Consider the following 21,482-nt stretch of genomic DNA (forward strand, 5'->3'; position numbering starts at 1 on the left):
ACTCCGGCAGCCAGTTCGACGCCAAGGGCAACTTCGACAGCTGGTGGACCGACAGTGACCGCAAGCTGTTCACCGAGCGCACCGACCAGCTCGTCGCGCAGTTCGATGGCTACGAAGCGGTGCCGGGCGTGCACGTGAAGGGCAAGCTGACCCTGGGCGAGAACATCGGCGACCTCGGCGGCCTCACCGTGGCCTACGACGCGCTGCAGATGGCGCTCAAGCAGGATCCGGCGGCGGGCAGCGCCAGGGCCAGGCCGATGGCCAGGCAAAGCGAACGCGATGACATGGGAGGTCCCTCCTGCGATATGCGGGAAAGCAGACCACTTGGCCCGTGCGGACGCGACGGATGAACTACCGGTCGGGGCTGAGTAAAACTACTGAGACCACGGCAAAACAAAGGCCCGGTCGTTGCCGACCGGGCCTCGTGGGGTGCGTCGCGGGGCGGCTTACCAGATCGCCACGCGATCCTTGCCACGCACCATGCGGTCGCCCGCCTTGCACTGGAACGCCTGCGCGTAGGCCGGCATGTTCGAGGGCGCGGCGATGGCGCGGAAGTTCGCCGGCGCGTGCGGGTCGGTATTCAGGCGCACGCGCAGCTCGCCATCGGTGAAGTTGCGACGCCACACCGTGGCCCAGTTCATGAAGAAGCGCTGGTCCTGGGTGTAGCCGTCGATCTTGCCCTTCGCCGCCGGATCCTGCTTGAGCGCCATCTGCAGCGCGTCGTAGGCCACGGTGAGGCCGCCGAGGTCGCCGATGTTCTCGCCCAGGGTCAGCTTGCCCTTCACGTGCACGCCCGGCACCGCTTCGTAGCCATCGAACTGCGCGACGAGCTGGTCGGTGCGCTCGGTGAACAGCTTGCGGTCACTGTCGGTCCACCAGCTGTCGAAGTTGCCCTTGGCGTCGAACTGGCTGCCGGAGTCGTCGTAGCCGTGCATCATCTCGTGGCCGATCACCGCGCCGATGCCGCCGTAGTTGAGCGCCGGGTCCGCCTTCGGGTCGAAGAACGGCGGCTGAAGGATCGCCGCCGGGAACACGATCTCGTTCTTGGTGGCGTTGTAGTAGGCGTTGACCGTCTGCGGGGTCATGCCCCACTCGGTGCGATCCACCGGCTTGCCGATCTTGTCCAGGCGGTAGCGGTAGTTGAACGCCTGCGCCGCTTCCATGTTGGCGAGGAAACCGGCATCGGAGGTCCGCAGGCCGCTCCAGTCGCGCCACTTGTCCGGGTAGCCGATCTTCGGCGTGAAGCTGGCCCACTTCTCCAGCGCGCGCTGCTTGGTCTCGGCGCTCATCCAGTCCAGCTTCTCCAGGCGCGCCTTCAGCGCGATGGAGAGGTTGTGCACCAGCTGCTGCATTTCCACCTTCGATTCCGGCGGGAAGGCGGCCTGCACGTAGAGCTGGCCCAGGCCCTCGCCCATCGCATCGTTCACCGCTTCCAGGCTGCGCTTCCAGCGCGGCAGCATCTCCTGCTGGCCGCGCAGGGTCTTGTTGTAGAAATCGAAGTGCGCCTGCTCGAAGGACTGCGCCAGGTACGGGGCGGCCTCGTCGATGGTGTGGAAGCGCAGGTAGGCCTGCCACGTCGCCGCCGGGGTATCGGCGAGCATCTTGTCCAGTTCGGCGAAGTAGCCCGGCTGGGCGAGCGAGAACTTGTCCTCGGCCGGCACCTGCAGGGTGTCGAAGAACGCGTTCCAGTCGAAGTGCGGGGTGATCGCGTTGGCCTGCGCGGCGCTCACCGGGTTGTAGCGCTTGGACGGGTCGCGCAGTTCGATGCGCGACAGCGAGGCGTTGGCCAGGCGGGTTTCGAACGCCATCACGGCCTTGGCCTGGGTGGCGGCCTGCGCCGGCTTGGCGCCGCCCAGCACCAGCACGCGGGCGATGTACTGCACGTAGGCGTCGCGGATCTTGGCCTGCGATTCGTCGAAGTAGTAGCCCTTCTCCGGCAGGCCCAGGCCACCCTGGCCCGCGTAGGCGATGACCTGGCTGGAATCCTTGTAATCGGCATTGGCGCCGAAGGAGAACAGGAAGCCCTGGCCCTGCGCGTAGCGATCGCGCAGCCACGCGGCGACGGCCTTGCCGTCGCGCAGGCCGTCGATGGCCTTCAGCTGCGGCTGCAGCGGCGCCAGGCCAGCCTGGTTGATGGCGGCTTCGTCCATGCCGGTGCGCCAGATGTCGGCGATCTTGCCTTCGATGCTGCCGGCCGGCGCGTTGGCCGCGGCGGCCTGTTCGACCAGCGCGTGCTGGATCACCAGCGAGCGCTCGGCCAGCACTTCGAAGCTGCCCCAGCTGGTGCGGTCGGACGGCACCGGGTTGGCCTTGAGCCACTTGGCGTTGACGAAGCCATTGAGGTCGTCGCAGGCGGCGACGGCCGGGTCGAGGTCGGCCAGGTTGAAGGCGACCTTGGGGGCGTCGAGCTTGGCGACATCCAATGCCGGCGCGCTGGCGGCGGGCGCCTTGGTCGTGGAGGCGGCCTCGGCCTGCGGGCCATGCACGGACAGGGCCAGGGTGATCGCGGCGGTCAGCGCGACCGGGACGATGGTACGAAGGGACATGCGGGACGACTCCGGACAGCGGACGAGGAAGACTCCCCAGCCTAGAACATTGTCCGGTTCGACCTATGGGTCATTGGTCACGGCGTGGCGGGTCCGCGCCGGTGTGGCGGTGGAACGGGAATCGCGCCGGCATCTCGCGGCGCGATCCCGCGCGCGGACTATTGCGACAGCCACCAGCGCGTGCGTTCCACCGCGAAGCCCTGCCGGTCGCCGACCTGAAGCAACGGCTTCAGGCGCATTTCGGCCGCCTGCAGGCTGCGCGGATCGGTCACGCAGCTGGCGCTGGACAGGCGCGCCTCGGGCACGTTGTACAGCCGCGCCACCCAGCCGGCGTAGGCCTGCGCATCGAGCGTCGGCGTGCCCACCGCTTCCACCCGGCCCGGCGCGCTGGCGTAGACCCGCTTGGCGGAAGCATCGGTGACCACGCAGGCCGCATAGCTGCGCGAGGTATCGGCATGCGCCGAGGGCGAGGCGGACAGGGGGGCAGTGAAAGACAGGGCGCCGGCGACGAGCGCGCCGAGCAGCACAGTGGAGCCGAGACGACGATCCATGGTGTGTCTCCGGTAGCGCCCCCGTGGCAGGGACGATGGGCGGACTCTAGCAGGCCGTGGCGGGGTGGGTCGTCAAGGGCTACCGGCCCGCCGTCGGCGGATTCAGATGGACATTGCCATGGCGAACAGCGCGGCACCGACCCACACGCCGAAGATGCCCAGCACCGCGGGCACGCGCAGGCTGGATTTCCAGGCACCCAACAGCGCGAGGAGGACGATGGCGGCGGAACACGCCAGATAGAGCGCCAACATCGCCCTGCCCCACGACAACAGCGCGGCCGGCCCGAGCAGCAGCGCGATTTCCATACCGCCGAATGCCAGCCAGTCGGGCCGATGCAGTGCCACCCAGCCGAGCAGTGCGTATGACAAGACCAAGGCGCACAGGATCATCGCGGGCGCGGCGTTCGCCCATGGCCTGCGAAGTCGACTGAAGACGCCGTGCGGCCGGAGCGCGATCATGTGCCAGCCTCTGCCCGGATACGCGGGCGACGATCGAACCACCACCCGATCAAACCGCCCAGCAGCATCGGCGCCAGCGAATACATCGGCGCGATGAGCAGCCCAAGCGCGGCCTGCGCATCGGCGCGCAAGTCGATGCTGCCGTACACCCAGGCCAGGAAACCGTAGCCGAGCAGCGCGGGAATCCACAACGAGGACATGCGCCGATACAGCCAGCTGCACAGCAGCAGGCCACCCCACACCACCGCGCTGCACGCGGCCAGGAACAGGAACCCGCCCCAGCCGCCGTAAGTGAGCTGCCCCAGCCATTCGCGGCCGCCCGGCAGACGTGACAGGTAGGGCAGCACGAGGGCGAACACCACGATCAACACACGCAGCAATGCCTTTCGCATGGTGTCATCCGACATGGTTGAAGAAGCAGCGCCGAGCGCAGGCGCCGTAGCACCGCATCGCGGCGATCAAGCGTAGCCGAGGACGTACTAGGTTCCAGGCGGATTGGTCACTGGCGCCTCCGGCCTGCAAGCCTCGCAGGGCACCTGCACGCGGCACCCGACTTCTTCGTCGACCACCTCGACCTCACCGCTCCCGCCACAGACCGGACAGACTTCGGCCCCGGCTCCCGCCCCCTCGTCCCGCGCCGGCACCGCCGCGGCATCGACGCGCTCGCCGCCCGCCCTCACGGCCGGTCACCCGGCGGCCGGCCGATCCTGCCGCGCAGCCCCCACATCACCACCAGCGCGACCAGGGCGATGCCCAGCGCGATCGGCACGCCATAGGACAACAGGTACCGCAGGACCATCGGACACCCTCCTCTTGCGCCCCCATCATGCGCCGTTGCGCGGCGCGTGGCGTCAGTGCACCTTCAATGCCTTGGCGATGGCCTGCTCGGCCAGCGGCGCCATGATTGCGTAACCGGCGGCAGTCGGGTGCACGCCGTCCTTGGCCAGCGCCGGGTCGAGGCCGCCGTCGGCATTGGTCATCGCGGCGTAGTAGTCCAGGTACACCAGCCCCTGCTGCTGCGCGTACTGGCGCAGCGCCGCGTTGAGCGCGCGCACCTGGCCGGCCGGCTGCGAGCCCGGGCGCCACGGATACGTGCTCACCGGCAGCACCGATGCCAGCACGACGCGGATGCCATGCGCCTTCGCCAGCTCGGCGATCGAGTGCAGGTTGTCTTCGATCATCTGTTGCGTGGATGGGCCAGTGTTGCCGGCGATGTCGTTGGTGCCCGCGAGGATCACCACCACCGCCGGCTTGAGGTCGATGACGTCCTGGCGGAAACGCACCAGCATCTGCGCGGTGGTCTGCCCGGAGATACCGCGATTCACGTAGCCCTTGCCGGGGAAGAAGCGGTCGCCACCCGTCGGGCCCCAGCCTTCGGTGATCGAATCGCCGAAGAACACCACGCGCTGCGTGCCCTTGGCCGCCGGCGCCAGCGCGGCGTTCTCGGCGGCATAGCGCTGCAACTGCGGCCAGTCGAGCAGGCGCTTCTGCATCTGCGCCACCTGCTCGGGCTTGAGCGATTCGGGGGCGGCGAGATAAGCCGGGTCAGTCAGCGGCGCCTCGGCCGCCTGCGCCTGCGCGATGACGACGCCGAGCAGCAGTGCCATGGCGACGCGGCGCAGCGGAAGATGACGAATGGGGTGCTGCATGGTGCGTATGTCCTCGATCATGGTGTCGCGCAAAGAAAAACCCGGCCATCAGCCGGGTTCTCCTTCGGTACGGCGTGATTACTTCGCCTTGCCCTGGTTGGCCACCGCCTCGGCGGCGCGCTTGGCCGCTTCCGGGTCGCCCAGGTAGCGATAGGTCTTCACCGCCAGCTGGTCGTCCAGCTCAAACAGCAGCGGGATGCCGGTCGGGATGTTGAGTTCGAGGATTTCCTCGTTCGACACGCCATTGAGGTACTTGTACAGCGCGCGCAGCGAGTTGCCATGCGCGGTGACCAGCACCGTCTTGCCGTCCTTCAGCTGCGGGGCGATGGCGTCGAACCAGTAAGGCAGCACGCGCACCAGCGTGGTGGCCAGCGATTCGGTCGCCGGCAGGGCGTTGCGGTCCAGGCCGGCGTAGCGGCGGTCGTGCGCCGGGTGGCCCGGGTCTTCCAGGTCCATCGGCGGCGGCGGGATGTCGTAGGAACGGCGCCACACCTTGACCTGCTCCTCGCCGTGCTTGGCGGCGGTCTCGGCCTTGTCCAGGCCCTGCAGGCCGCCGTAATGGCGTTCGTTGAGGCGCCAGCTCTTGTAGACCGGCAGCCAGTCCTGGTCCATCTCCTTCAGCGCGCCCTGCAGCGTGTGGATCGCGCGCTTGAGCACCGAGGTGTGGGCGACGTCGAACTGCAGCCCCTCGTCCTTCATCAGCTTGCCGGCCGCGGCGGCTTCGGCGCGGCCCTGGTCGGTGAGGTCCACGTCCACCCAGCCGGTGAAGCGGTTGTCCAGGTTCCATTGGCTCTGGCCATGGCGCAGCAGTACGAGTTTGCGGGTCACTACGGGTTCTCCGGCAACGATGGGGAATACCCGCCGATTGTAGGGCAAGCCCGCACGGGTGACGCCGCGCGCGCGCGGCGGGCCGCCCGGCTGGCCTCGCGCCGCGGCGAATGGCCTTTGGAAGCAGGCTGCGCACAACGATCCATGTCGCCGATGGCGCTGCAGCGGTCATCCTCGCCATGCGATGCTGCCCCGCATTCCCGCCGCTGCCAGGAGTCGCCGCCCATGACCACGATCATCGCCCCGCGCGTCCATGACATCGGCGGCCTGCAGGTACGCCGCGCGGTCCCGACGTTGCAGGCACGCAGCGTCGGCCCGTTCGTGTTCGTCGACCACATGGGCCCGGCCATCTTCGAGCCGGGCCAGGGCATCGACGTGCGCCCGCATCCGCACATCGGGCTGGCCACCGTGACCTTCCTGTGGTCCGGCGAAATCGGCCACCGCGACACGCTCGGTTCGGAACAGGTGATCCGCCCGGGCGACGTGAACTGGATGACCGCCGGGCGCGGCATCGCGCATTCCGAGCGCACGCCGCCGCCCGAGCGCGGCCGCGAGCATGCGCTGCACGGCATGCAGACCTGGGTGGCGCTGCCGCGCAACTTCGAGGAAACCGACCCGGCGTTCTACCACCACGGCGCGGCCACGCTGCCGCAGCAGCGTCGCAACGGCGCGTGGCTGCGGGTGATCGCCGGGCGCGCGTACGGCGAGGAATCGCCGGTGAAGGTGTTCGCCGACACGCTCAACGTGGCGATCGATCTGGACGCCGATGCCGAGATCGACCTGGATACCGGCCACGTGCAGCGCTCGCTCTACATCCTGGAAGGACAGGCGCAGCTCGATGGCGTGGATATCCCCGAGCGCCACCTGGTCATCCCCGAGGACGGGGCGCGCGGACGCCTGCGCGCCAAGACGCCGCTCAAGGCGATGCTGATGGGCGGCGAGCCGCTCGATGGCCCGCGCCACCTGTGGTGGAACTTCGTGTCCAGCTCGAAGGAGCGCATCGAGCAGGCAAAGGACGATTGGCGCGAAGGCCGCTTCGGCAAGATTCCCGGCGACGACAAGGAATTCATCCCGCTGCCGGAAACGCCGGTGCCGGCGCCGCCGAACTACCCGTGACGGACGCGGGGTGCGTGAAGGTTTCCAATGGAACCATTCGCCCCCGCACGGTTTATTTGATCCTGCGGCGGGCCTTGGTTATGGTGGGGTCGCTCATCCACATCATGTGATGGATGGCACGTCGGGAGCGCGCATGGGGATGCGCCAGGCGGGCGGTTCGGGAGGCGCCCGTTGGCGGACCAACCCAGGCGATGCGCGCGCACCGCATTGCATTCCACTGCCAGGGGAAAAACCAATGAAGTCCGCAAGCTGCCTGTTTGGCCTGTTGCTGTTGTCCGTCGGCGGAAGCGCCGCCGCGCAGCAGGCACCGACCTGCCCCACCCTGCCTCCGGCCGCCGGCCTGGAATGGAAGCAGCTGGCGGGCGCCGACTATCTTTCGTGCAAGGCGCTCACCGCCGATGGCCGCGAGGTGCTCGGGGTGATGTTCACCACGCGCGACCCGGGCCTGAGCCTGCCGCGCGATCGCCGCGAGGAAAAGGGCCAGCTGGCCGAGGAAGATTTCTACTGGTATCGCCCGGACCTGGGCGGGCGCGAGCTGGTCAACCGCCGCGTGGCGGTGATCGAGCTGGGCAAGAAGCGCTATGCGCAGGTGTGGATCGATGCCGGTGACAACCTGGAGCTGGGCAGCCTGCAGGGGCTGACGCAGCGCCTGGACATGCAGCCGGCCAGCCTGGCGCTGGGCCGTTGATGCAAGGCCGGCCCGGCCGGCCCTAAGAAAAACTACCGTTGCCAAGCCGCCGCACGGGGCATTGAATGCCGCCATCCCGCCCAACCTGGGCGGGCTTGCGCAGGAGGTGCGTCATGTCACTGGCTAAGCGGTTGGCGGCGGAGTTCCTCGGTACGTTCTGGCTGGTCCTGGGTGGTTGCGGCAGCGCGGTGCTGGCGGCGAAATTCGGTGGCGACACCAATCCACTGGGCATCGGCTTCCTCGGCGTGGCGCTGGCGTTTGGCCTGACGGTGCTGACGGGCGCTTACGCGTTCGGGCACATCTCCGGGGGCCATTTCAATCCGGCGGTCAGCCTGGGCCTGGTGGCCGGCGGCCGTTTTCCCGCGCGCGACCTGCTGCCCTATTGGGTAGCGCAGGTGCTGGGTGGCCTGTTGGCCGCGGCGGTGCTGTTCCATATCGCGTCCGGGCAGCCGGGCTTTGCCATCGATCACACGGCGGCGGGTGCGTTCGCCAGCAACGGCTATGGGGCGTTGTCGCCGGGCGGGTATTCGCTGGTGGCCGCCTTCCTGTGCGAGGTGGTGCTCACGGCGGTGTTCCTGCTGGTGATCATGGGCTCGACGCACAGCAGCGCGCCGGCCGGGTTCGCACCGATCGCCATCGGCCTGGCGCTGACGTTGATCCACTTGATCAGCATCCCGGTCACCAATACGTCGGTGAATCCGGCGCGCTCCACCGCGGTGGCGGTGTTTGCCGGGGCCGGAGCGCTGGGGCAGCTGTGGCTGTTCTGGGTGGCGCCGTTGATCGGGGGCGTGATCGGAGGGGCGATCTACAAGGTGCTCGGGCGGCCGGATCCCAGCGTCGTGGGCACCGGGCGTTGAGGCTTGAACCCCGGCGGGGTTGATTGCCTTGCCGGGGTTTTTGCGTTGGCCGCGATGGGTGTGTCGCGCACGGAGCGGCTTGCGCCAAGGCCCGTGAGGCCGGCGGGGCGCAGCCCTTTCGGGACACGCCGTAAACCCATCCATGGGGGGTCGTCGGCGACATCCATGTCGCCAACGGTCCCGAAAGGGCTGCGCCCCGCCGGCCCCACGGGCCTCGGCTCAGCCGCTCCTGCACAGGGTCATGCGAAAGGCGTCGCCTTTCTCGCGTCAGTTCGCTGCTTCAATCACCACTTCACCCGTCAACAGGCGGTGGATCGGGCACTTGTCGGCTATCTCCATCAGGCGGGCGCGCTGGACGTCGTCCAGCTCGCCCTTCAGCACTACCTCGCGCGCGATGGTGGTGCCGGTGGCGTCGCGACGCGTGTAGTGCAGGCGCACGTCCACCGCTTCCAGCGGCCATTGCTTGCGCGAGGCATACATGCGCACGGTGATGGCCGTGCATGCGCCCAGTGCACTGAGCACGAGCGATTCCGGATCCTCCGCCGCGTCCGCGCCGCCGTTCGACGGCACGGTGTCCGAACGCCATGCGTGCACGCCATCGCCCAGCTCGGTGATGTAGGGCATGCCCGCGCTATGCGCGGTAACTGCGCGATCCATGGACATCAGAAGCGTCCTTCCTGGAAGTCGACGAAGGCCTGCATGATTTCCTGCTTGGTGTTCATCACGAACGGGCCGTGGCGCACCACCGGTTCGCGCAGCGGACGGCCCGCGACGAGGATCAGGCGCGCGCCCTGCTGGCCGGCGCGCAACTGCAACGCGTCGCCACCGCCGAGGATGCCGAGCTGCTGCGCTTCCAGCGGCCGCGCCTCGTCGCCCTCGCCCACGGTGAGCGCGCCCTCGAAGACATAGGCGAAGGTGTTGTGGCCCTCGGGCACGACGTAGGTCCACGCGGTGCCGGGCGTCAGTTCGATGTCCAGGTACAACGGGTCGGTGGCCGGCTGCACGATCGGGCCGACGGTGTCGCCCACGCGGCCGGCGATCACCTTCACCGTCACGCCGGGGGCCGGCGTGGTGACCGGGATGTTCTCCGGCGGATATTCCTGGTACTTCGGCTCGGTCATCTTGTCGCGCGCGGGCAGGTTCACCCACAGCTGGAAGCCGCGCATGCGCCCGGATTCCTGCTCGGGCATTTCCGAATGCACCAGGCCGCGGCCGGCGGTCATCCACTGCACGCTGCCCGGGGTCAGCAGGCCTTCGTTGCCGTGGTTGTCCTTGTGGCGCATGCGGCCGTCGAGCATGTAGGTGACGGTCTCGAAGCCACGGTGCGGGTGGCTCGGGAAACCGGCGAGGTAATCCTCCGCGCGGTCGGTGCCGAACTCGTCCAGCAGCAGGAACGGGTCCAGGTCCGGCAGCTCGGGCGAGCCGATGACCCGGGTCAGCTTGACGCCCGCGCCGTCGGACGCGGGACGGCCGCGCAGCACACGCTGCAGGCGGGCCGGAAGGGCGGTCGGGGTAGCGCTCATGGCGATGGCTCCAGTGAAGTTGCCGCACAGGATGGGTGCGCGTGCGCCCCGCTCCAATGTGGGCGGGCGCAACCTATTGTTCCGCGAATGGCGCGCCGCACAAGCGTTTTCGGCACCGCAATGCCATTCGACCAAAGTCCTAGCGGCCGCCATTGACCCCGGCCCGACGCGGGAGGAACCTTGCGGGAGACTTCCGGGAGGAGCTTGCATGAAAGGCTTTTCGAAACTGGCCTGGGCCGCGCTCGCGCTGCTCGGCGCCTTCTGCCTCGGCACGATCGCACTGCGCCGCGGCGAACAGATCAACGCCCTGTGGATCGTCGTGGCGGCGGTGTCGATCTACCTGATCGCCTACCGCTACTACAGCCTGTTCATCGCCACCAAGGTGATGCAGCTCGACCCGACGCGCGCCACGCCCGCGCAGCTCAACAACGACGGCCTGGACTACGTGCCCACCAACAAGCACGTGCTGTTCGGCCACCACTTCGCCGCCATCGCCGGCGCCGGCCCGCTGGTCGGCCCGGTGCTCGCCGCGCAGATGGGCTACCTGCCCGGCCTGCTGTGGCTGGTGGCCGGCGTGGTGTTCGCCGGCGCGGTGCAGGACTTCGTGGTCCTGTTCCTCTCCACGCGCCGCAACGGCCGTTCGCTCGGCGACCTGGTACGCGAGGAAATGGGCCAGGTGCCCGGCACCATCGCGCTGTTCGGCGCCTTCCTGATCATGATCATCATCCTGGCGGTGCTGGCGATGGTGGTGGTCAAGGCGCTGGCCGAAAGCCCGTGGGGCATGTTCACCGTCATCGCCACGATGCCCATCGCGATCATGATGGGCGTGTACATGCGCTACATCCGCCCGGGCAAGATCGGCGAGATTTCGGTGGTCGGGCTGATCCTGCTGCTCGCCGCGATCTGGCTCGGCGGCAAGGTCGCCGCCGACCCGACCTGGGGCCCGGCCTTCACCTTCACCGCCAAGCAGATCACCTGGATGCTGATCGGCTACGGCTTCGTGGCCTCGGTGCTGCCGGTGTGGCTGCTGCTGGCGCCGCGCGACTATCTCTCCACCTTCCTCAAGATCGGCACCATCGTGGCGCTGGCCATCGGCATCCTGATCGTGATGCCGGAGCTGAAGATGCCGGCGCTGACCCAGTTCGCCAGCAGCGGCGACGGCCCGGTGTGGAAGGGCGGCGTGTTCCCGTTCCTGTTCATCACCATCGCCTGCGGCGCGGTATCCGGCTTCCATGCGCTGATCTCCTCGGGCACCACGCCCAAGCTGCTCGCCAATGAAGGCCACATGCGCTACATCGGCTACGGCGGCATGCTGATGGAATCGTTCGTGGCGATCATGGCGCTGGTGGCGGCCTCGATCATCGAGCCGGGCGTGTACTTCGCGATGAACAGCCCCGCGGCGGTGGTCGGCAACGACGCCATCGCCGTGGCCGCCAAGGTCAGCGAGTGGGGCTTTGCGATCACCCCGGACGTGCTGGAAGCCACGGCGCGCGACATCGGCGAATCCACCATCCTGCATCGCGCCGGTGGCGCGCCGACGCTGGCGGTGGGCATCGCGCAGATCCTGCACCACGTGTTGCCGGGCGAGGACACGATGGCGTTCTGGTACCACTTCGCCATCCTGTTCGAAGCGCTGTTCATCCTCACCGCGGTCGACGCCGGCACGCGCGCGGGCCGCTTCATGCTGCAGGACCTGCTGGGCAACTTCGTGCCGGCGCTGCGCAAGACCGAATCGTGGACCGCCAACCTGATCGGCACCGGCGGCTGCGTGGCGCTGTGGGGCTACCTGCTCTACACCGGCGTGGTCGATCCGTTCGGTGGCATCCAGACCTTGTGGCCGCTGTTCGGCATCTCCAACCAGATGCTCGCGGGCATCGCGCTGATGCTGGGCACGGTGGTGCTGTTCAAGATGAAGCGCGACCGCTACGCCTGGGTCACGATCGTCCCGGCGCTGTGGCTGCTGATCTGCACCACCACCGCGGGCCTGATCAAGATCTTCGACAGCAACCCGGCGCAGGGCTTCCTGGCGCAGGCGCACAAGTTCCAGGCGGCGATCGCCAGCAACACCATCACCGCGCCGGCCAAGGATGTGCACCAGATGCAGCAGATCGTCACCAACGCCTACGTCAACACCGGCCTGACCGCGCTGTTCCTGTTCGTGGTGTTCGCGGTGCTGGTGTATTCGGTGAAGACGATCATCGCCGCGCGCCGTAGCCCGGTGCGTACCGACAGGGAGACGCCGTACGTGGCGCTGACCCCGGCCCAGATGGCGGACCTGTGATGGGTACCGGCCTCGTCCCCGTCGGGCAGTACCAGGCGCACCGCCGCGTGTGGCGGCGCCTGGTGCAGACCGCGCGGCTGTGCTGCGGCATTCCCGATTACGACAACTACGTGCGGCACATGCTGGAGAAACACCCGGACCGCCCGGTGATGGACTACCCCACGTTCTTCCGCGAACGGCAGGAAGCGCGGTACGGGGGGAAGAGCGGGTTCCGCTGCTGTTGACTCGGCGTGGTACCTGCGAATAACGAAGAAGGCGGCCCGATGGCCGCCTTCTTTTTTTCTACGACTATTCCGAAATCGGTCGCGCGGAATCCTTACGCGAACCGATGCAGTTCACGGCTGGGCGACCCTCGAGCACCGCCGTAGGATCGCCCCATGAACACGATCAAGCACACCGCCAAGCGCACGCTGTCCGCCCGCCGCTCCGTCCTCGTCAAGTACGGCGATCCCGCCCACGCCGAATTCGAACGTCAGGTCGCGGAGATCCACCGGATCTACGGCACCACGCCGGAGGAAGTCGAAGCGCACACGCGCCGGGTGCGCGCACTGATTGCCGCGGGCAAGCTCAAGTCCGCATTCCTGTGAACGAAGGCCAGCTGGTCGTGGGCTATCACGGCTGCGACATCACCACGCGCGACGACCTGGTGGCAGGGCGCGCGACACCCCAGTTAAGCCATAACCGTTATGACTGGCTCGGCCCAGGCTTCTACATCTTCGAGAACGACCATGATCGTGCCGAAGCCTTTGCCCGCACCGCGGCGGCTGCGCCGGAGCGTCGCCTGACCGCAAGACCCATCGCCCAACCCGCGGTCGTCGGCTGCCTGCTCAGCGTGCAGCGCTGCCTCGACATGACCACCCATGCGGGCGTACGGGAATTCGAAGCTGCGTGCATGGCGGTCTTGGGACACGACGGTCACTCACCGGGCCGGCGCGTTCCGGCCAACCGGGCCCGCGACGATGAGGATGCGGACAACGTCCTGCGCCACCTCGACAACGCCATCTTCAATCACATCCACCGCGCCCGCGAAGCCATCCCGCATTCCCTTCCCTATCAGGCGGTGCGTGGCGCGTTCCAGCAGGGTGCGGAACTGGTACCGCGCTCCGGCTTCCATCGAGACAGCCATATCCAGATTGCGTTGCGCGACCTGGCCTGCGTAATCGGCTGGTTCCTGCCACAGCTCAACGAACTGCTCGCAGAAGCCGCATATCGGCAAGCCCTCCTGCAACTGGAACGAGTGCGGCAGGCGCATCCCAAACCCCGGCAACGTCTGCCGCCTTCGGGCTGATGCACCTGCCGCACCCTGGCGGATCACTCAGAGCAGCATGCCGCCCGAAGCCTCCACGCGCTGCGCGTTCACCCACTGGGTAGCCGGGTCGAGCAGCATCGCGATCACCGGGCCGATGTCGTCCGGCTTGCCCGGGCGGCCCAGCGCCGTGACCGAGGACACCATCGCATTGACGTGCGCGTCGTCGCGCACGCGGCCGCCGCCGAAGTCGGTCTCGATGGCGCCGGGGGCCAGCGTGTTGACGCTGATGCCACGCGCGCCCAGCTCCTTGGCGAGGTAACGGGTGAACACCTCGATGCCGCCCTTCATCATCGCGTAGGCCGAGCTGCCCGGCATGGCAAAGCGCGCCAGGCCGCTGGAGATGTTGAGGATGCGGCCACCATCGGCGATCAGCGGCAGCAGCGCCTGGGTGAGGAAGTACGGGCCGCGCAGGTGCACGGCGACCATCTCGTCGAACTGCGCCGGCGTGGTGTCGGCGATCGGCGAGTACAGCGCGGTGCCGGCGTTGTTCACCAGCGCATGCAGGTGGGTGGCCTGCCACTGGCCGAGCTGCGCGCGCAGCGCCTCGACGAAGCCGGGCAGCGCGGAGGCGTCGGCCACGTCGAACTGCAACGCGGCGGCGCGGCGGCCCAGTGCCTGGATCTCGGACACCACCGCCTGCGCCTCTTCGGCATGGCCGCGATAGGTCACGATCACGTCGCTGCCGGCCTTGGCCACGGCCAGCGCGCCGTTGCGGCCCAGGCCGCGGTTGGCGCCGGTGATCAGGGTGATGCGGGGGTTAGTGCTCATGGGAGGGCTCCTGTCAGGCGCGGTATTGCGCCATGGGGGCCACGTTATTGGGCTTGACGCGCGCGATAAACCCCGCAAACCTGAGCTTACTGTTCAAGAATCAGGAACAATCATGGACTTCGCCCAATCCCTGCGGGCTTTCCAGCGGGTGGTCGAACTGGGGGGCTTCACCCGCGCGGCGGAATCGCTGGGGCTGCCCAAGGCCAGCGTGTCCACCGCCGTGCAGCAGCTGGAGGCCCGCGTGGGCACGCAGTTGCTCCATCGCACCACCCGCCGCGTGCAGCCCACCGCCGATGGCCGCGCGTTCTACCAGCGCAGCCGCGACGTGCTCGCCGACCTGGAAGAGCTGCAGGGCATGTTCCTCACCGAAGGCCGCCAGCTGCGCGGCCGCCTGCGCGTGGACATGGGCAGCGGCATGGCGCGGCTGTTCGTGCTGCCGCAGCTGCAGGCCTTCCTGGCCGAACATCCGCAACTGGAGATCGAGCTGAGCGCCACCGACCGCCTGGTCGACGTGGTGCGCGAAGGTTTCGATTGCGTGCTGCGCGGCGGCAATCCGCAGGACAGCTCGCTGGTGGCGCGCCCGCTGGGGGTGATGCGCATCGTCAACTGCGCCAGCCCCGCCTACCTCGCGCGGCGCGGCACGCCGCAGGGCCTGGAGGACCTGGCCACGCACGAGCTCGTGCACTACGCCAGCGTGCTCGGCCAGCGTGCGTCGGGCTTCGAGTATTTCGACGGCGAGGCGTATCGCCTCATGCCGATGGGCGGCGCGGTCACGGTGAACAACGTGGAGGCCTACCACGTCGCCGCGCTCGCCGGCCTGGGCATCATCCAGGTGCCGCTGCTCAGCGTGCGCGATGCGCTCGCGCGCGGCGATCTGGTCGAGGTGGTGCCGCACCTCGTGTCCGAGCCGATGCCGCTCACGCTGATCTACGCGCAACGCAGGCACCTGCCACGCCGCGTGCGGGTGTTCATGGACTGGCTGGCGGGGTTGCTGACGCCGCATCTGGATCCGATGCCGCGCTGAGCATCGCATCGGGGTTCATGTTCTCGAACGCCGGCGCGTGGCCGGCGTGTCCGAATGTGGGACCAAGTGGCGTTTCCGAGGAGGTGGGTAATGGACCCGCCTACCAAGGACGTTCTCCAATGGACGAGATTTTCCGCTTTCTCATGCTGCGCCCGCCGCAGACCGGCAACGCGCTTGAAGTCCGGCCTTCCAAGGCCTTCGGCACCAAGCTTTCCCGCGCGCAGACCAACGTGCCCAGCCGCACCCGCAGCGCGCTCAAGGCGCTAGCGGTGGAATGGCTGGCTTCCGCGCAACGCATCGACAGCGTCGATGCCCTCGCCTTCGGCAAACCGCTCGCCGCGCTGGTCGACCGCGCCCTGCAATGGCAGAAGCCGGATTTCGACGACCTCCACCGGGCGATCGAATCGATCTTCGGCAGCCCGTTGGAAACCATCGCCCAGAGTGGCGAGTTCCATGCCGACCACGACCGCATCGCCGACCACCTGGTCAGCGCCAAGCTCGTATCGCACGACGAGGGCGTGGCGGCCAGCCAGCTCGAACGCCTGTACGTGCTCGGCGACATGCTGCTGCGCGCCGCGGCCAAGGACGAGGACCTGACCGCGCCCGGCGGCGTGCGTCGCGCGCTCACCCGCCCCACCACGATCAGCTTCGGGGGCCGTGCCGAGGCCGAGACACCGCCGAAGGGCAGCGATCCGCCCAAGCGCGATTCGCGCATCGACGATTTGCGCCGCCGCGCCGAGGTGATCGACAAGCTGATGGGGCGGCTCAGCACGGTCAACGCCGACCAGCTCACCCGCCCGAACCCCAGCAAGGAAGACGCCGACGATGGCCACGATCCGTTCGCCAGGCTGCGTTCGCAACTGGTCGACAAGCTCGACCTGGAAACCCTCGCCCGCCTTCCGCTCGGCGCCGCGGGCCAGGTCCGCCACGACGTGGACGCCCTCACGCCCGCCAGCCGCGACACCATCGCGCCGCGCGGCGCGCAGTCCAGCCTGATCCTCAACCGTACCGCCGCCGCACAGGTCAACCAGAGCGAACGCAAGGTCCTGCGGGAGGCCGGCGTGGACCTGGCCAGCGCACCGCTGCCGGCGGCGCTCAACACGCTCGGCATGGCGCTGCGCGAAACCCACGCGCAACTGGCCACGCTGGATGCGCCCGAAGACCTGCAGTACGCGATGGTGGGCACGAACCTCGTGCCGCTGTCGGGGACGATGACCGCTTACGGTGGCACGATGTCCGCGCTCTCCGTGCCCACCACCCACTCCGACCTCAAGCCGGTGGGCGTGGGCGACCTGCTCGTCGTGCGCCAGCAGCTCAAGCGTTACGAAGGGGGCGAGCTGGCGCACGTGGAGAACATCCTCAAGGGCGAGTTCAAGACGCGCCTGCACGAACGCTCGCGCGAGACCGAGCAGACCACCACCATCGAGGTCGAGACCCAGAAGGACGAAGAGCGCGACACCCAGACCACCGAGCGCTTCGAACTGCAACGCGAGGCCAGCCAGGTGCTGAAGGAGGACATGAGCCTGAAGGCCGGCCTGTCGGTCTCCGGCTCCTACGGGCCGACGGTGGAGTTCAAGGCCTACGCGGACATGTCGATGGACCGCGCCAAGGAAGAGTCGAGCAAGACCGCCAGCAGCTATTCCAAGGAAGTCACCAGCCGCGCCTCGACGAAGGTGTCCGAACGCCAGCGCAGCGAGCAGATCCTGCGCACGCTGGAAGTGTTCAAGGAAAAGAACGAACACGGCTTCGACAACAAGGCCGGCACCGGCCACGTGGTTGGCGTGTACCAGTGGATCGACAAGGTCTACGAGGCGCAGGTCTTCAACTACGGAAAGCGCATGCTGTTCGACCTGATGGTGCCCGAGCCAGGCGCGTTCTGGATCTACGCCAACGCCACCCAGCCGGCCCCCGGCGCCACCCTGACGCGGCCGAGCGCCTTCACTCTCACCCCGGACCAGATCAGCGAATCGAACTATGCGACCTACGTGCAGCGCTACCAGGTCGCCGGGGTGAAGCCGCCGCCGGAGCCGTACAGCACGGTCTCCAAGACGTTCGACGGCACGATCAGCAAGGACGATCACGGCTCGACCAGCAAGATCGCCGAGCTGCCGATTCCGGCGGGCTATCGCGCGCTCACCGGCCATGCCATCGCCACGGCGAGCAGCTGGGAGGACGACTGGCAGGTCGCCGTGGCCGTCGGCCGCGAATACTGGGCGCGGGCGAAGAGTGGCTACGTCAACAACTACTTCACCCTGGACAACGAAACCGACTCCATCCCGGTAGCGGTGCGCACCTTCCACGTGGCGACCTTCGTGGTGAGCATCGAGGTCAACTGCCAGCGCACCGACCGCGCCCTGCAGGCGTGGCGCCTGGAAACCCATGCCGCGATCCAGCAGGCCTACCTCAAGCTCGAGCGCGACTACCAGGACCAGCTCGCGGCGCTGGAAACCGCTGCCGCCAATGCCGTGCAAGGCCGCAACCCCGCGGAGAACCGCCGCATCGAGCGCAACGAGATCAAGAAGCTGGCGATCTCCGCGCTCACCGCGCAGCACTACGACCTGTTCGGCGCGATCGGCACCTCGCCGCAGGGCTATCCGCAGCCGGACCTCACCGAGGCCGAGGCCGAAGGCCGCTACATCCGCTTCTTCGAACAAGCCTTCGAGTGGGAACAGATGATGTACCTGTTCTACCCGTATTTCTGGGGACGCAAGTCGAAGTGGCGCAGCCAGGCGCTGCTGCAGGACGTGGATACCCAATTCGCCGATTTCCTGCGTGCCGGCGCCGCGCGCGCGGTGTTGCCGGTGCGGCCGGGCTTCGAGGCGGCCATCGCGCATTTCCTCGATACCGGCGAAATCTGGGAAGGCGCCGATCCGCCCACGCTTACCAGCCCGCTGTACGTGAGCATCGTGCAGGAGATCAAGGAACGCGACCAGGCCAAGGGCGACGAAGTGGCGCAGGGCGATCCGTGGGACGTGCGCATTCCCACCACGCTGGTGAAACTGCGCCCGGCCGACGACCTGCCGCAGTGGCAGAAGCAGTCGGACGGCACGTGGGTGCCGGTGTGACATGGCCAATCCCAACCTGTACCGGATCCACCCGGCCATTGGCATCGCCCGCCTGGGCGATGCCGCGGCCGACCAGTTCTTCATCGGCCCCGAGCGCCCGAGCCAGAGCGGCGCCGGCGACGCGTCGATCGGCACGATGGCGCCGCCTTACAAGACCGGGGGGCGGATCAAGCGCCAGGCCGCGCGCTTCCGCGTCTACGAGTATGTCGACAAGGGCAAGGGCTATGAGGTCTCGCGCGAGATCACCCTGGACGAAAAGGATGTCGTCGAACTGAGCTGGACCGTGCACCTGGCCAATCGCAAGGCGTCGTTCTTCACTTTCGACGGGTTGGCCGGGTCGCCGCTGCTGAAGAAGCAGCCGGCCCCGCAGCGGCGCAACAAGGCGGTGCTGGACAAGACCAGGCTGGAGCTCGACCCGCTGCCGCGTTCGATCAAGGGACGCAAGGCGGCCAAGGTCGAGTTCCGCAAGGCGGGCAACAAGTCCGAACGCTGGCCGGTGCCCGCGCCGGTGCCGAACATCGAGTACCTCGGCGAATTGCGTACCGACGACAAGGGGCGGCTGATCGTGATCGGCGGCGAAGGGCTGATCGGACAGCAGCCGGGCGCACCGCCGATTACCGACTACGCCAACAACGACGGCTGGTTCGACGACGCCTCCGACGGCCCGGTCACCGCCAGGCTCAAGCTCAAGACCGGCGAGGTCAAGGTGCTCGGCGCGTGGGTGCTGGTGGGGCCGCCGGATTTCGCGCCCGACACCGTGCCGCAGGTATCGCTGTACCACCTGTTGCTGGACACCGCGGTGCGCGGCGTGCCGATCCCCAAGGACCAGCTCGTCTACCAGACCGGCGAGCTGGCGCGGCTGCCGGCGATGGCCAAGGACCTGGCCGGCGGCGGCACGTCGTTTTCCAGCTACAAACCGGACTTCGACCAGGACATCCTGCCGGTGCTGCGCGCGGCGGTGCAGTCCACGTTCCTGTTCCGCTCGGCGCGCTTCGCGCACGGCACGCTCGGCAGCCAGGGGCCTTCGTCGATGTGGGACCTGCTCTCGGATCCCGCCCAGCCCAACAGCGTGCGCCAGGCGCTGTTCGCACGCCTGCGCAAGCCCAACACCGGCGGCACCCCGCTGGAGGACATGCCACGGCTGCTCGGCGACGATGCCTACGACAAGTTCAAGACCGGGTTGAAGCGACTGTTCGTCACCGTCACCCAGTACGCGGCGATGGAGCAGTGGGCGAAGGGCAACTTCACCAAGACCCGGGGCGGTGCGGACTTCCTCTACGGTGGCGCGCCGTATGCGGCCATCACGCCCACCGGCCTGGATCGCGCGGCGATGGAGAACATCAGCGGCGGCGGCTTTTTCCCGGGCATCGAAGTGGGCTGGCAGATCCGCGATGCACGGCTGTACATCGAACCGTTCCGCCTGCGCCCCGGCTCGTCCTCCTTCCATCAGTTCGACAAACCGGGCACGCCGATCATCGCCGGGCATTTCAGCCGGCAGATGGCGCTGCCGTGGATCGCCGACTTCCGCCAATGCAAGATGGAACTCGATGCCGGCAAGGAATGGGGCTGGTGGCCGGCGAACCGCCCGGACGTCGCCTACCCCGATGCCACCGAAGCGAGGAAGCGCGGCACGATCAACGCCTGGGCGCGCTCCAATTCGGCGCCACCCACCGGCTGGGGCGACATGCCCGACGATCCGAAGATGATCGCGAACTGGACCAGGTTCGGCTTCGTCGTGCGACAACCCGGCGATATCTACGTGGAGACCGAACGTGGCGCGTTGCCCTGACCTCGTCGTGCTGGGGGCCGGGCCAGCGGCGTGCGCTGCGGCGGTGTCGGCCTGCCGGCATGGCCTGCGCGTGCGTATGCTCGGGCAGCCGGCGCCGCGTCCACGCGGCAGCCTGGAGGTGCTTTCAGGCCGCGCGTGCGTGGCGCTGGCCTCGCTCGGCATCGCGCCGCCCGCCGGACGCACGTGCACGCGCATCCTTTCGCGCTGGGATACGGGGGTATTTCTCGAACGCGACACCGCCGATGCCCCGGGCGGCGCGGGGCGGGTGGTCGACCGCGCGGACTTCGACCCCGTCCTGCTCGCCAGCGCGTACGCCGCCGGTGCGGACTTCGTGCCCGTTCGCGTGCGCGTGGCGCCGTGCTTGCCGGGGACGCCGGTGATCATCGGGACCGGCAGGCGCGTACCGCGTTTCGTCGAGGGCGCCAGGACACGCTGCCAGCCCGGCATCGCGCAATGGGGCTGGCGCGCCGGCCGCAGCGCGCTGTGCGGCACGCTGGTGGTGGACCGCGGCGAGGACGGCTGGTGGTATGCACTCGGCGACCTGGAAGGCACGACGCTGGCATGGTGCGCGCGCCAGGCGCTGGCGACATCGCAATGGCAGGCGCGCGTGCGTGCGTCCGATTGGCTGCCCGCGGAGTGGGCCGATGCCGTGCCATCGTGCCGCCCTGCCGGCAGCGGCGAAGGTCCGGCACCGCGCTGGGAGGCACTGCCCGTCGGCGACAGCGCGTTGCATGTCGACCCGCTGACCGGGCATGGCCTCGCGTTCGCGATGGAAAGCGCGCAGCGGGCAGTGGCGACGGTGTGTGCCGGGCCCGCGGCGGTCGGCGACTACGCCGCATGGCTGGCCTCGCGACGCGACAGCTACCTGCGCGAACGCGCCGTGTTCCTGCCCGACACCCCCGGCCACAGCAGCACCGTCACCGCCCGGCCGATCAACACGCCAGCGCCCGCGGCGGCGATCCAGTTCGCGTCCACTGCCCTGCTCCGTTCCCGGCCGGCCGCACTTTAGCGCGGCCGCCGGATCGCAGC

General features: G+C 68.5%; 21 protein-coding genes and 1 pseudogene. 12 read left to right on the top strand and 10 right to left on the bottom strand.

Annotation, left to right across the window (positions count from 1 at the left end):
• Nucleotides 1-236, top strand: a pseudogene (locus ARC20_RS09595) (M13-type metalloendopeptidase); the annotation flags it as partial.
• Between the two features lie 210 nt (nucleotides 237-446).
• On the opposite strand, the gene ARC20_RS09600 reads toward ARC20_RS09595, so the two are convergent.
• The 7 genes from ARC20_RS09600 to gpmA all read right to left on the bottom strand — a co-directional run bounded on the left by ARC20_RS09600 (nucleotide 447) and on the right by gpmA (nucleotide 6,033).
• Entirely contained in the window at nucleotides 447-2,546 is a 2,100-nt protein-coding gene (locus ARC20_RS09600; RefSeq protein WP_057646562.1) for a M13 family metallopeptidase, read from the bottom strand.
• Nucleotides 2,547-2,704: 158 nt separating this feature from the next.
• The gene (locus ARC20_RS09605) at nucleotides 2,705-3,097 is read right to left on the bottom strand and encodes a hypothetical protein (RefSeq protein ID WP_146165853.1); all 393 of its coding nucleotides are present in this window, start codon (nucleotides 3,095-3,097) and stop codon (nucleotides 2,705-2,707) included.
• A 102-nt stretch (nucleotides 3,098-3,199) separates the two neighbouring features.
• Nucleotides 3,200-3,556, bottom strand: a complete 357-nt coding sequence (locus ARC20_RS09610) for a hypothetical protein (RefSeq protein ID WP_057646564.1) — start codon at nucleotides 3,554-3,556, stop codon at nucleotides 3,200-3,202.
• A complete protein-coding gene (locus tag ARC20_RS09615) occupies nucleotides 3,553-3,948 on the bottom strand; it encodes a hypothetical protein (protein ID WP_057646565.1) in 396 nt (131 codons plus the stop codon). Before ARC20_RS09615 ends, ARC20_RS09610 begins: the two co-directional genes overlap by 4 nt.
• Before the next feature lie 284 nt (nucleotides 3,949-4,232).
• Nucleotides 4,233-4,355, bottom strand: coding sequence for a hypothetical protein (locus tag ARC20_RS18840; RefSeq protein WP_272914614.1), 123 nt, complete (start codon nucleotides 4,353-4,355; stop codon nucleotides 4,233-4,235).
• Between the two features lie 52 nt (nucleotides 4,356-4,407).
• Entirely contained in the window at nucleotides 4,408-5,205 is a 798-nt protein-coding gene (locus ARC20_RS09620; protein ID WP_057646608.1) for an SGNH/GDSL hydrolase family protein, read from the bottom strand.
• 78 nt (nucleotides 5,206-5,283) lie between these two features.
• Complete coding sequence (gene gpmA / locus ARC20_RS09625; protein WP_057646566.1) at nucleotides 5,284-6,033, bottom strand: 2,3-diphosphoglycerate-dependent phosphoglycerate mutase; 750 nt, start codon at nucleotides 6,031-6,033, stop codon at nucleotides 5,284-5,286.
• Between the two features lie 225 nt (nucleotides 6,034-6,258).
• Between gpmA and ARC20_RS09630 the strand changes: the two genes are divergently transcribed.
• From ARC20_RS09630 to aqpZ, 3 genes are all read left to right on the top strand, one after another.
• The gene (locus ARC20_RS09630) at nucleotides 6,259-7,149 is read left to right on the top strand and encodes a pirin family protein (RefSeq protein ID WP_057646567.1); all 891 of its coding nucleotides are present in this window, start codon (nucleotides 6,259-6,261) and stop codon (nucleotides 7,147-7,149) included.
• Nucleotides 7,150-7,384: 235 nt separating this feature from the next.
• A complete protein-coding gene (locus ARC20_RS09635; protein WP_057646568.1) occupies nucleotides 7,385-7,837 on the top strand; it encodes a hypothetical protein in 453 nt (150 codons plus the stop codon).
• Nucleotides 7,838-7,950: 113 nt separating this feature from the next.
• Nucleotides 7,951-8,694, top strand: a complete 744-nt coding sequence (aqpZ, locus tag ARC20_RS09640) for an aquaporin Z (RefSeq protein ID WP_057646569.1) — start codon at nucleotides 7,951-7,953, stop codon at nucleotides 8,692-8,694.
• 267 nt (nucleotides 8,695-8,961) lie between these two features.
• On the opposite strand, the gene ARC20_RS09645 is transcribed toward aqpZ, so the two are convergent.
• Nucleotides 8,962-9,351, bottom strand: a complete 390-nt coding sequence (locus ARC20_RS09645) for an OsmC family protein (protein WP_057646609.1) — start codon at nucleotides 9,349-9,351, stop codon at nucleotides 8,962-8,964.
• 5 nt (nucleotides 9,352-9,356) lie between these two features.
• Nucleotides 9,357-10,217, bottom strand: a complete 861-nt coding sequence (locus ARC20_RS09650) for a pirin family protein (RefSeq protein WP_057646570.1) — start codon at nucleotides 10,215-10,217, stop codon at nucleotides 9,357-9,359.
• 208 nt (nucleotides 10,218-10,425) lie between these two features.
• Between ARC20_RS09650 and ARC20_RS09655 the strand changes: the two genes are divergently transcribed.
• The 4 genes from ARC20_RS09655 to ARC20_RS17975 all read left to right on the top strand — a co-directional run bounded on the left by ARC20_RS09655 (nucleotide 10,426) and on the right by ARC20_RS17975 (nucleotide 13,786).
• Nucleotides 10,426-12,498: a carbon starvation CstA family protein gene (locus tag ARC20_RS09655; RefSeq protein WP_057646571.1), complete on the top strand. Its 2,073-nt coding sequence runs from the start codon at nucleotides 10,426-10,428 to the stop codon at nucleotides 12,496-12,498.
• Nucleotides 12,498-12,722 carry a YbdD/YjiX family protein gene (locus ARC20_RS09660; protein WP_057646572.1) on the top strand — a complete coding sequence of 75 codons (225 nt, stop codon included), beginning with the start codon at nucleotides 12,498-12,500 and terminating at the stop codon, nucleotides 12,720-12,722. The genes ARC20_RS09655 and ARC20_RS09660 overlap by 1 nt, the downstream gene beginning before the upstream one ends.
• A 153-nt stretch (nucleotides 12,723-12,875) precedes the next feature.
• Nucleotides 12,876-13,085 (top strand): hypothetical protein, encoded by a 210-nt coding sequence (locus ARC20_RS09665; RefSeq protein ID WP_057646573.1) that lies wholly within the window; start codon nucleotides 12,876-12,878, stop codon nucleotides 13,083-13,085.
• The gene (locus ARC20_RS17975) at nucleotides 13,082-13,786 is read left to right on the top strand and encodes a hypothetical protein (RefSeq protein ID WP_081418131.1); all 705 of its coding nucleotides are present in this window, start codon (nucleotides 13,082-13,084) and stop codon (nucleotides 13,784-13,786) included. Before ARC20_RS09665 ends, ARC20_RS17975 begins: the two co-directional genes overlap by 4 nt.
• Nucleotides 13,787-13,813: 27 nt before the next feature.
• Here ARC20_RS17975 and ARC20_RS09680 read toward each other — a convergent pair whose 3' ends face one another.
• Nucleotides 13,814-14,575 (bottom strand): SDR family NAD(P)-dependent oxidoreductase, encoded by a 762-nt coding sequence (locus ARC20_RS09680; RefSeq protein ID WP_057646576.1) that lies wholly within the window; start codon nucleotides 14,573-14,575, stop codon nucleotides 13,814-13,816.
• Nucleotides 14,576-14,687: 112 nt separating this feature from the next.
• Between ARC20_RS09680 and ARC20_RS09685 the strand changes: the two genes are divergently transcribed.
• The 4 genes from ARC20_RS09685 (at nucleotide 14,688) to ARC20_RS09700 (ending at nucleotide 21,462) form a co-directional block, all read left to right on the top strand.
• Nucleotides 14,688-15,599: a LysR family transcriptional regulator gene (locus ARC20_RS09685; RefSeq protein WP_057646577.1), complete on the top strand. Its 912-nt coding sequence runs from the start codon at nucleotides 14,688-14,690 to the stop codon at nucleotides 15,597-15,599.
• 119 nt (nucleotides 15,600-15,718) lie between these two features.
• A complete protein-coding gene (locus ARC20_RS09690; RefSeq protein WP_057646578.1) occupies nucleotides 15,719-18,664 on the top strand; it encodes a hypothetical protein in 2,946 nt (981 codons plus the stop codon).
• A gap of 1 nt (nucleotide 18,665) precedes the next feature.
• Nucleotides 18,666-20,453, top strand: coding sequence for a LodA/GoxA family CTQ-dependent oxidase (locus tag ARC20_RS09695; RefSeq protein WP_057646579.1), 1,788 nt, complete (start codon nucleotides 18,666-18,668; stop codon nucleotides 20,451-20,453).
• Nucleotides 20,437-21,462 carry an NAD(P)/FAD-dependent oxidoreductase gene (locus ARC20_RS09700; RefSeq protein WP_146165852.1) on the top strand — a complete coding sequence of 342 codons (1,026 nt, stop codon included), beginning with the start codon at nucleotides 20,437-20,439 and terminating at the stop codon, nucleotides 21,460-21,462. The genes ARC20_RS09695 and ARC20_RS09700 overlap by 17 nt, the downstream gene beginning before the upstream one ends.
• Nucleotides 21,463-21,482 lie beyond the last annotated feature (20 nt).

The organism is Stenotrophomonas panacihumi (assembly GCF_001431645.1).
Taxonomy (GTDB): Bacteria; Pseudomonadota; Gammaproteobacteria; order Xanthomonadales; family Xanthomonadaceae; genus Stenotrophomonas_A; species Stenotrophomonas_A panacihumi.

Bases quoted from the DNA above. Each gene is read 5' to 3' on its own strand.
- ARC20_RS09605 (WP_146165853.1), bottom strand. From the start codon at position 3,097: ATGGATCGTCGTCTCGGCTCCACTGTGCTGCTCGGCGCGCTCGTCGCC.
- ARC20_RS09650 (WP_057646570.1), bottom strand. From the start codon at position 10,217: ATGAGCGCTACCCCGACCGCCCTTCCGGCCCGCCTGCAGCGTGTGCTG.
- ARC20_RS09665 (WP_057646573.1), top strand. From the start codon at position 12,876: ATGAACACGATCAAGCACACCGCCAAGCGCACGCTGTCCGCCCGCCGC.
- ARC20_RS09660 (WP_057646572.1), top strand. From the start codon at position 12,498: ATGGGTACCGGCCTCGTCCCCGTCGGGCAGTACCAGGCGCACCGCCGC.
- aqpZ (WP_057646569.1), top strand. From the start codon at position 7,951: ATGTCACTGGCTAAGCGGTTGGCGGCGGAGTTCCTCGGTACGTTCTGG.
- ARC20_RS09635 (WP_057646568.1), top strand. From the start codon at position 7,385: ATGAAGTCCGCAAGCTGCCTGTTTGGCCTGTTGCTGTTGTCCGTCGGC.
- ARC20_RS18840 (WP_272914614.1), bottom strand. From the start codon at position 4,355: ATGGTCCTGCGGTACCTGTTGTCCTATGGCGTGCCGATCGCGCTGGGC.
- ARC20_RS09690 (WP_057646578.1), top strand. From the start codon at position 15,719: ATGGACGAGATTTTCCGCTTTCTCATGCTGCGCCCGCCGCAGACCGGC.
- ARC20_RS09645 (WP_057646609.1), bottom strand. From the start codon at position 9,351: ATGGATCGCGCAGTTACCGCGCATAGCGCGGGCATGCCCTACATCACC.
- ARC20_RS09695 (WP_057646579.1), top strand. From the start codon at position 18,666: ATGGCCAATCCCAACCTGTACCGGATCCACCCGGCCATTGGCATCGCC.
- ARC20_RS09615 (WP_057646565.1), bottom strand. From the start codon at position 3,948: ATGCGAAAGGCATTGCTGCGTGTGTTGATCGTGGTGTTCGCCCTCGTG.
- ARC20_RS09610 (WP_057646564.1), bottom strand. From the start codon at position 3,556: ATGATCGCGCTCCGGCCGCACGGCGTCTTCAGTCGACTTCGCAGGCCA.
- ARC20_RS09685 (WP_057646577.1), top strand. From the start codon at position 14,688: ATGGACTTCGCCCAATCCCTGCGGGCTTTCCAGCGGGTGGTCGAACTG.
- ARC20_RS09600 (WP_057646562.1), bottom strand. From the start codon at position 2,546: ATGTCCCTTCGTACCATCGTCCCGGTCGCGCTGACCGCCGCGATCACC.
- ARC20_RS09630 (WP_057646567.1), top strand. From the start codon at position 6,259: ATGACCACGATCATCGCCCCGCGCGTCCATGACATCGGCGGCCTGCAG.
- ARC20_RS09620 (WP_057646608.1), bottom strand. From the start codon at position 5,205: ATGCAGCACCCCATTCGTCATCTTCCGCTGCGCCGCGTCGCCATGGCA.
- ARC20_RS09655 (WP_057646571.1), top strand. From the start codon at position 10,426: ATGAAAGGCTTTTCGAAACTGGCCTGGGCCGCGCTCGCGCTGCTCGGC.
- ARC20_RS09680 (WP_057646576.1), bottom strand. From the start codon at position 14,575: ATGAGCACTAACCCCCGCATCACCCTGATCACCGGCGCCAACCGCGGC.